Here is a 7,162-nt window from a genome sequence, read left to right as displayed (position 1 = left end):
ATGAAGAAAGTTAAGAAAAATAAGATGGGAAAAGGTTTGATGCTTTTATGCATTTCACTTGTGTTTGCTATTGCATTATGGGGATGTGGAGGAGTAGAAGATCTTTCAAAGGAAGAATTAGAGAAGCTATTTGAGTCAGCGACACAAATTGATGAGTTATCCTACCATGCTGTTGTTAGTACAGGTGATGAAGAAACAGCGAAATTTAACATTGTAATGAAGCAGGAAAATGCTCGATTTGAAGTGGACGCAGAAGATGAGACAATGACTTTGATTCTTAAAGATAATTATATTTATACATTATCTCCAGATGAAAAATCTGCTTTTAAAATGTCTATGGATTTAGGTGATGAAATTTTTGAAATGCCTAGTATAGATGAGTTAATTGATGATGTTGATTGGGAAACTGTTGAGTATCTTGGAGTAGAGGATTACAATGGTAACGATTGTTATGTTATTGAGCAAAGTCATATGGGTACTAACATGAAAGTTTGGATGGAAGCAGAAACGGGATTCCCTCTAAAAGTTATAGGTGGAGAAATTATGGAAATGAAGGTCACAGATCTTGAGATAGGTTCAGTGCCTGATAGTGCTTTCGACATTCCAGAAGATTATGAGATACTTGATTTTACTGAAATGATGGGTTTTTAGATGGTATAAAAATAGAAAATCCATAATAAAATGTTATAGAGAGTAGCTTTTAAAAGTATTAATTCAACTCAAACATCGATTTGTCTTCCTACACTTAGTTTAAGGAAGGTAAATCGGTGATTTCCATATAAGAATCTTTTATAATGGGGTACTAAGTAAGGATACAAAAAACAGTTTTAAGATATAGTGAGGACTAAAATGAAATCAATAATTAAGATTTTATATCATAGAGTTTCTTTAATAGTTGCAGCTATATTAGCACAGATTTTTGTTTTAATAGCTGTAATTTTTACATTTAATGAGTACTTTGTTGCATTCTATTGGGTAAGCATACTTATAAGTACTATCGCTGTTATTTGGATTATAAATGATAAGATTAATCCATCGTATAAAATAGTATGGATTATTCCAATAGTGTTGTTTCCTATTTTTGGAGGGCTTTTTTATCTGTTTTTTGGAGGTAAAAAGCTTAGTAAAAAAAACAGGAAGAAGATGGCGGCTAATACAGAAAAAATATTGAAAAGTTTAAAAACTCAATCAAAAAATTTAGATGAAATAGGGGAGAAAAATGAGAATTTGGTTGTTTTATCAAGATATATTCAGGATTATGGATTTTTTCCACCATTTAAAAACACAATAAGTGAATATCTTCCATTAGGAGAGAGGAAATTTGAAAGATTAAAAGAAGAACTTAAAAAGGCAGAAAGGTATATATTTTTAGAGTATTTTATCATTAATGAAGGTGTTATGTGGGATAGTATTTTGGATATTCTTCTTGAAAAAGTCAGAAGGGGAGTAGAAGTTAGAATTATATATGATGATTTTGGATGTCTTCTTACACTGCCCTATAAGTATAATGAAAAACTTGAGAGAATGGGAATTAAATGTTGTGTTTTCAATCCAATTATACCTCTGCTGTCTACAAGGATAAACAATAGAGATCATAGAAAAATTGTAATTATTGATGGTCATACAGGGTTTACCGGTGGTATTAATTTAGCGGATGAATATATAAATGAAGTAGAAAAGCATGGTCACTGGAAAGATGCAGCGATAATGTTAAAAGGTGAAGCGGTTTTGAATATGACGGTTATGTTTTTATCGTTGTGGGATTACCTAAAAGGGATTGAAGAAGATTATGGAAGGTTTATAGATAATAGAAAGGTCATAAAAACTGAAACTCCTTCTGGCTATTATCAGCCTTTTGCAGATAGTCCGATGGATGATGAGCCGGTTGGAGAAACTGTTTATTTAAACTCAATTAATAAAGCTAAAAAATATATCTATATAACAACACCTTATCTTATTGTAAGTAACGAAATGATAAAGGCATTGATATCAGCAGCAAAAGGCGGGGTTGATGTTAGGATTATAACTCCCCACCATGGAGATAAATGGTATGTTCATGCTGTTACAAAACTAAATTATAAGGTTTTAGTTGAAAGTGGAGTAAAAATTTATGAGTATATGCCAGGGTTTATTCATTCAAAAAACCTTATAGTAGATAATGAATATGGTGTTATTGGAACGATAAATTTAGACTATAGGAGTTTTTATCTTCACTTTGAATGTGGTGTTTGGATGTATGAAAGCCCTAGCTTAATGGAAATGAAGAAGGACTTTTTGAGTACTTTAAAAGTATGTAAAGAGATTAATATAGATGATATAAATAACACAAAATGGCATAAATTGCTGATAGGATCTATTTTAAGGATTTTTTCACCCCTTATGTAGATTTGAAGATTTGTATCCGCTTAAAGCGATAAGAGTAATGGCGGGAGCGTATAATAACCATAAAAATAAATTTAGAATATTTTTATTATACGTATCTTCGATTATTACTTCAAGACCGACCAAAATATCGCTTACAAAAAAAAGAGTCATACCAATCATAATCATTAATGCATTCTTTTTTGGAAAACTTCCAATATAATAGTTTGCAATGCTAATCCACAAAGATATCCCAAGAATTATTCCATATATAATGATTGAATAAAAAATTGTATTCATACCTAAAGGGGGATAGTAGATTGTGGTGATTAAAACAGTAACTACAAGTGCTATCACTGTGCCGGAAATAAAGAGAAATTTCTTATTGTGTTTTATTTTTTGTGAGTGTTCTTTTACTTTTGGTAAATCTGAAATTCCTGCATAATGCCTTATACTAAGGAAAATTTGACAGAGTCCGAAAAAAGCAACACCTAAGATAAATTCATCAAAAATAAAAGAAATTTCAGCACCTAAAATCATTAAATATGATATTTTAAGAAAAGTTGCGTCTTTTTTGTTAATTTTGTTACTGCCAGTTAAAAATACGATAATTGTACATAAAAGAGGTATTATTCTTTTTAAAAGATTTGTAGCAGCATGCCCTTCTACGCTTTGTAAAAAAAATAAATAATACACATTAACAGTTACAAAATAGAGAAGGACAAGAAAAATGGCAATTAAAATAGCTTTGAGTGTTGCTTTTTTGTTCATAAAAAATATCTCCTCTTTAGCCTGAATCAAATGATAGCATTATAATTATAATACATTTGATAAAAAATTTATACACTAATTTATTTAAAATTAGTGTATTCAATTTTCATTATATTTATTATATGTGTTTGATTGAGTGGTGTGAATAAAGGTAATGTTTTTTCCTTTTAATAATGTGCACCTAGATTGAGTGGTCAGGGTTGACAAAAATGAGCTATTGGTATAATTTAAATACATACTACTATAATAGTTTAAAAGTGAAAAAGCTAGTTTAGCCTTATTTAAACTTCAAGGTTTTAGATTAAGCCTTAAGATAGGACAAAATATTTACTATCAGAAAAAAGGTTATTGTTTTAGTTGGTAGAAAATATTATAGGAGGAGTTGGTGATATGGAATATATAAAACTATACGACAGTGAACTAAAACTTATGAAATTTGTATGGGAAAATTCACCTGTTAGTGCAAAGGATTTGACGCTTATTGCAGAAGATAAAATTGGATGGAATAAAAATACTACGTATACTGTATTAAAAAAGCTTGTTAGTAAAGGTTTTGTTAAAAGAGATGAACCAAACTTTATTTGTACACCACTTATTACAAAAGAGCAAGTTCAAAAAACAGAAACAAATAAACTAATTAATAAACTTTTTAATGGTTCTAAAAAGGCTTTCTTTTCTTCCTTTGTGGACAATGAAAAATTAAGTGATGATGAAGTAGAAGAGCTTAAAAGGATTATTGAGAAAAGTGGTGACTAAAGTGATTGATACACTGTTTTATTTTATTTTGAATATGAGTATTGCTGCATCTGTAATAGGGGTATTCATTATCTTATTGAGATTTTTCAAGATAATTCCTAGAATAGGCATATATATGCTGTGGGGACTGGTGTTTCTTCGACTTGTTTTGCCTTTTGCTCTTTCGAGCAGAATGAGTATATTTAATTATTTAGGTGGTATTGTGAAAAGAGTAGAAGAAGTACATCTAAAATATATTGCTTATGAACCTAATATTACCCCAACATTTAGCAATTATGTAGGAACTGCAGAAACCTTATTTCCTGTTGTGTATAGAGAAACTTATTTTAAAACAGCGTTTAGTATTAGCTCTTATGTATGGATTGCAGGGGTTGTAGTATCTATAATTATTATAAGTATACTCTATTTTTTCTCTAAAATAGAGTTTGATAAATCTATTCATTTAAGAGACAATATTTATATTAGTAATTCAGTTCAATCACCAATGGTTTATGGTGTTTTCAAACAGAAAATTATTATTCCCCGTGAATTTAAAAAAGAATTAAAGTATATATTATTACATGAAAACATACATATTAAGAGGCGAGATAATTTTTTAAGGATGTTGTCTATATTTATAGTTTGTATACACTGGTTTAACGCCTTGATGTGGCTATTTTTAATGATATTCTTAAAAGATATGGAGATTACATGTGATCAGAAGGCTGTTAGGACTTTGTCAACAAAACAAAAGAGAGAATATGCTCATGTTCTCTTAAATATGAATACAAACAGAAATGGAGTTATATACACAGCTTTTAAGTCTTCTAACACAAGAACTAGGGTTTTGAATGTGTTAAACTATGAGAGGCTTTCGATTATAGGAGCTGGATTATCTGTAGTATTTGTAATTTTAATGATAATAGTTTTCTTAACCAATCCAGTTATCCCATAATTTAGATATAACTATAGTAAGCTTAGCGTAAGTTAATGCTAAAGGTCAAAGCTTTAAGGACAGGGGAAAGAAAATGAGAGGGTTCATTTGTCATAATGCCAATCTAGGACAGAAGAACCGTCTCTTTATCTTTGTTAAAATTTTTAAATGGTCAACAAAAAATTGATATTTACGAACTTGTATTGTGTAGAGAAAAGAGATAGACAAAAAATATGTAGGGGGTAGGTATTGTGATTAAAAATTCTGTTATTAAGGTAGGTACAATTATTGTATCAATGTTTGCTCTCGTTGTTGTGTTTTGTGGCAGTATTAATATTTCAGTATCCGATGTTATATTTTTTGAAATATCGGCTTTAGAGTCTGAAGAAGATATTTTGCATGGTGATTTAAATGGAGATGGAAATATTGATTCAACTGACTATCATTTGTTAGCAAGATATATATTAGAGATAACTGATGATTTTCCTGTTGAAAATTATATGAAGGTAGCAGATTTAAATGGTGACGGATTGATTGATTCAAGTGATGCTATTTTGCTTAAGAGATATATACTAGATATTATAAATGAATTTCCTGTTGAAACATCTTTGACACCGGAGCCAACACCAGAAATTGTTCCGACTACGCCTTCTTTTGTGCCAAGTTACAGAGAGGCTAGTGTTCATGATCCATCAGTAATCAAAGTTGATGGTTATTACTATATAATTGGTTCGCATCTTGCTTTTGCCAAAACTGATGATTTAATCCAATGGGAACAGATAAATTCAAGTGTTCATAATAGAAATTCACTGATACCAAATGTATATGATGAGTTAAAGGAATCTTTTGAATGGGCAGAAACAGACACAATGTGGGCAGGGGACATAGTAAGATTAAATGATGGAAGATATTATATGTACTATTGTCTTTGTAAAGGTGATTCACCAAGGTCTACTCTTGGGCTGGCAGTAGCAGATAATGTTGAGGGATCTTATAGAGATGAAGGGATTTTATTAAAGTCTGGAATGTGGGGAGAACCAAGTGAAGATGGAAGAGAGTATGATGCAACAGTTCACCCAAATGCAATAGACCCTCATGTTTTTTTTGATAATGAAGGTGAGCTGTGGATGGTATATGGTTCTTATTCAGGTGGAATATTTATTCTTAAAATGGATGCTGATACAGGAAAACCTGTTGAAGGACAAGGGTATGGAAAGAAACTTTTAGGAGAAAATCACAGTAGAATTGAAGCCCCGTACATTCTTTACAGTTCTGAATCAGAGTATTATTACTTGTTTTTGTCATATGGAGGGCTTGATGCAGCAGGGGGCTATAATATTAGAGTTGCACGTTCTAAAAACCCTGATGGGCCATATTATGATGGTGCAGGAAACGAGATGATTGATGCTAAAGGGTCAAGAAGTTCATTTTTTGACGATGCTGCTATTGAGCCTTATGGAGTTAAGTTACTTGGCAATTTTCAATTTTTAGAAAGTGGTATAGGCTATGTTTCACCTGGACATAATTCAGCATATTATGATGAGGAACAGGATAAATACTATATCTTTTTCCACACTCGTTTTCCAGGAAGGGACGAAATGCATCAGGTAAGAGTTCATCAAATGTTTATTAATGAAGATGGATGGCCTGTTATTGCACCGCATCGCTATGCTAAGGAAACAATTAGGCAATACTTAGAAGAGGAAGTCAGTGGTACTTATGAATTTATAAATCACGGTAAAGATATATCAGCAAATATTAAAGATTCGATTGAAATTAAGTTAGAAAGTAATGGCACAATTTCAGGCAGTTTAAGTGGGACATGGCAACTTAAAGATGGGAACGATATAGTGTTTGAAATAAACGGAGAAAATTACAAAGGAGTGGTGCTTCAGCAGTGGGATGATGGACTTAAGAAGTATGTAATGACATTCAGTGCATTAGCAGAAAATGTTGCAATATGGGGAAGTAAAGTGAATTAGGTAGTTGGAAAACAGATAAAAAAGGGGATAAACAACCAAAACAGATGTTGTTTATCCCCTTTTTCAAAAAATACCAATAATATATGCACCCTCGTTTAAAAAATGTATGTACCTATTTAATATTTCAGTTGCTATTTCTATGGTTTATCAAAGGGCTGTTTACGATACCAAAGATAAGATGACAGAAGTTTTAGGATTTGAAGGACTTGAAATTTCTGAAGTTAATCAAAGTTATAGATATTTATTAAATTACTTAAATCAATCAGATGAAAAGATTGAAATTAATAATAGTAATTCAATTTGGAATAATATTTCGGCTCATATTAAAGAAGATTTTATATCTGTGAATCAGGATGTATTTGATGCATTAGTTACTTCG

At 30.8% G+C, this 7,162-nt stretch carries 7 protein-coding genes; 6 read left to right on the top strand and 1 reads right to left on the bottom strand.

Annotated elements, in window-relative coordinates:
* Together RBH29_RS16830 and cls are read left to right on the top strand one after the other, a co-directional pair.
* The coding region (locus RBH29_RS16830) for a LolA family protein (RefSeq protein ID WP_306698165.1) at positions 1-651 on the top strand (651 nt) is incomplete at its 5' end.
* Positions 652-849: 198 nt separating this feature from the next.
* A complete protein-coding gene (gene cls, locus RBH29_RS16825; protein ID WP_306698164.1) occupies positions 850-2,385 on the top strand; it encodes a cardiolipin synthase in 1,536 nt (511 codons plus the stop codon).
* Here the strand turns inward: cls and RBH29_RS16820 are convergent.
* Positions 2,371-3,132 carry a lysoplasmalogenase family protein gene (locus RBH29_RS16820; protein WP_306698163.1) on the bottom strand — a complete coding sequence of 254 codons (762 nt, stop codon included), beginning with the start codon at positions 3,130-3,132 and terminating at the stop codon, positions 2,371-2,373. The two genes, cls and RBH29_RS16820, sit on opposite strands and share 15 nt — an antisense overlap.
* Positions 3,133-3,522: 390 nt before the next feature.
* Between RBH29_RS16820 and RBH29_RS16815 the strand changes: the two genes are divergently transcribed.
* The 4 genes from RBH29_RS16815 to RBH29_RS16800 form a co-directional block, all read left to right on the top strand.
* The gene (locus RBH29_RS16815) at positions 3,523-3,888 is read left to right on the top strand and encodes a BlaI/MecI/CopY family transcriptional regulator (RefSeq protein WP_306698162.1); all 366 of its coding nucleotides are present in this window, start codon (positions 3,523-3,525) and stop codon (positions 3,886-3,888) included.
* Positions 3,878-4,822 carry a M56 family metallopeptidase gene (locus RBH29_RS16810; RefSeq protein ID WP_306698161.1) on the top strand — a complete coding sequence of 315 codons (945 nt, stop codon included), beginning with the start codon at positions 3,878-3,880 and terminating at the stop codon, positions 4,820-4,822. The genes RBH29_RS16815 and RBH29_RS16810 overlap by 11 nt, the downstream gene beginning before the upstream one ends.
* Before the next feature lie 230 nt (positions 4,823-5,052).
* Positions 5,053-6,783: a family 43 glycosylhydrolase gene (locus RBH29_RS16805; protein WP_306698160.1), complete on the top strand. Its 1,731-nt coding sequence runs from the start codon at positions 5,053-5,055 to the stop codon at positions 6,781-6,783.
* Positions 6,784-6,889: 106 nt separating this feature from the next.
* Positions 6,890-7,162, top strand: a 273-nt coding sequence (locus RBH29_RS16800; RefSeq protein WP_306698159.1) for a serpin family protein, incomplete at its 3' end; no start/stop codon positions are given.

The sequence above is a fragment of the Herbivorax alkaliphila genome (genome assembly GCF_030848475.1).
Taxonomy (GTDB): domain Bacteria; phylum Bacillota; class Clostridia; order Acetivibrionales; family Acetivibrionaceae; genus Herbivorax.
This window is presented reverse-complemented; position numbering and strand designations above follow the sequence as displayed.